This is a genomic window from Fulvivirga kasyanovii (assembly GCF_009711405.1).
In the GTDB taxonomy this organism is placed as follows: Bacteria; Bacteroidota; Bacteroidia; order Cytophagales; family Cyclobacteriaceae; genus Fulvivirga; species Fulvivirga kasyanovii.
The window spans coordinates 1-2,014 of sequence record NZ_SMLW01000200.1 but is presented as its reverse complement, the minus strand read 5'-3'; the positions used below and the strand labels follow the sequence as shown (position 1 = coordinate 2,014).

The following is a 2,014-nucleotide window of genomic DNA, read 5'->3' as shown; positions in this document are numbered from 1 at the left end:
AGGACTCAGTATATCATGAGTCACTCGAGCAAAGAGTAACTTCAACTGTTCTGCATTCTTTGAAGCCATATTTTAATGCTTTATAATGAAAAAATATTATATCTAAGATAAACAAATACACTCAATACACCTTATTAGATGTACTTAATAAGGAGTAACTTTTTAAGGTATTTAATGCCTTTTTTACGGAATGAACGAACAGGAAGATCATTCTAAAAAAGAGTATATAGCCAAGCTGGCCAACAGAATAAAACAGTTAAGAACAGAAAAGGGCCATATGAATTACGAGACCTTTGCCATAGAGCATGGCATTTCCCGATCTCAATATTGGCGATATGAAAAAGGCGAAGACCTAAGATTCAGTAGTCTTGTAAGGGTTGTAAATGCTTTAGGGGTTTCCCTTGAGGAATTCTTTAGTGAAGGGTTTGATTAAAAACTCTATGTCGCATTTAATCTTAAAACCCAATTACAGCGTCCAACGCATCATCCGCATCTTGATAAAGAAAGTTGTTCTGATATCCAATAGTAGTTTTGATATCAGAGTGCCTGTAAAGTTTCTGAAGCATCGGTATTGGAATTTTATCACCCGAAATATTGCCGAAAGAATGTCTGGATATATGATTGGATAGATTTTTGGTTATCTCTGCATCCTTAGCAATTTTCTTCAGGTACCTGTTAAATCGTCTTGAAGCTGTTTTAACTTTAGTATAGACATCCTCCTTATCTGAGAGGTTAGCTTTTTTGAGATCAGGAAATATAAAATCGTCCTCTGATCTCTTTTCTGGTAAATAAAGATCAAAAATTCGCTGGGCTTTCTCGGGAATTTTTAGAGACACCCTTTTTTGGTTTTTGTCCATCCTGTAGTAAAGCCGTCCATCCGGTATATCGCTCCATTTTAGTTTTACCACATCCGAAATACGAATGCCCGCAAAATAGAAAGAGGTTAGCCATACGTTCAATGTGTGCCACTTGGCTGAAGAAGGGTCATATTTCATATTCTCTAAAATTTTCAGTTCTTCTTCATTCAGACCGATCTTGGCACTTTCACCTAACTTTATAGAAATACCATCACCTCCAAATGGATAATACTTTCTTTCCACAATACCTTCTTTAATAGCCTGGTTAAAAAGGGTACGAATCAGAATGTAATAGTTTGCTATCGTCCGCTCAGAGTTGCCATTAGTTGCAATAAGATAAGTTCTGAATTTTTTGAGGAGCGGAATGGTAATCTCATGAAAGTGGATGTCCTTTCCTCCCAAGAACTTTTTAAAAGTCTTGATACGTCCCTCATCAGTATCATGAACCGTGAATACTTTTCTCTTCTTATAGTCATCCAAGCGTTCTTGGGCAAGCTCAAAGAATGTTACGTTTTTGCGCTTTTTCTTAGTTAGTGCATTTCTTATATCAATGATTGAGGTACTCTCCTCTTTATCCTCGATCTCCAACACCAAGTTATTGAGTTCAGCAATTCTCTTTGCAATCAAGTGATTAAGCCTGGCCGAGTTGGGGTGCGAGCGTTTTACCGTTCCATTACGGCTATCCCAGTCTTTCTCATTGACATACTGCTTCAGCCAGATGAATTTTGATTTTCTATCTTTGGTAACCCTAATGGCCAGTGGCCATTTACCATCTTTCCGTGGTTGATTTGTCTTTCGTAAAATTGCTTTTATAGATGCCATTGCTTACCGAGTTTAGTACAACATAAGTACAACAATTTACGGTTTACGCTGACACCATCCAAGTCTTAAAAAATATAAAAACGCCTCTAAATGCATTATAAGGGCATTTTTAGACCGTCTGGGTTCGTTAAAAACCACTCAAAATTAGGTTCATAACCCTGAGGTCACGGGTTCAACTCCCGTTCTCGCTACTACGAGGCCGATTACTGAAAAGTGATCGGCTTTTTTGTTTTAGATAGTTTAGGTCTGTGAGTCACAGACCTTTGGGAAGGGCGGCAAAAAAAGGATCAGTCCGAATTTCTGGGGAAGGCATGAACTCAGACATATGTATCTGG

2 protein-coding genes are annotated in these 2,014 nt (G+C 37.9%); one reads left to right on the top strand and one right to left on the bottom strand.

Features of this window, described 5'->3' with window-relative positions; genetic code table 11:
- Positions 1-190 precede the first annotated feature (190 nt).
- Positions 191-433: a helix-turn-helix domain-containing protein gene (locus tag E1163_RS00805; protein ID WP_155168626.1), complete on the top strand. Its 243-nt coding sequence runs from the start codon at positions 191-193 to the stop codon at positions 431-433.
- 22 nt (positions 434-455) lie between these two features.
- Here the strand turns inward: E1163_RS00805 and E1163_RS00800 are convergent, their stop codons facing one another.
- Entirely contained in the window at positions 456-1,679 is a 1,224-nt protein-coding gene (locus tag E1163_RS00800; protein WP_155168625.1) for a site-specific integrase, read from the bottom strand.
- Positions 1,680-2,014: the final 335 nt, after the last annotated feature.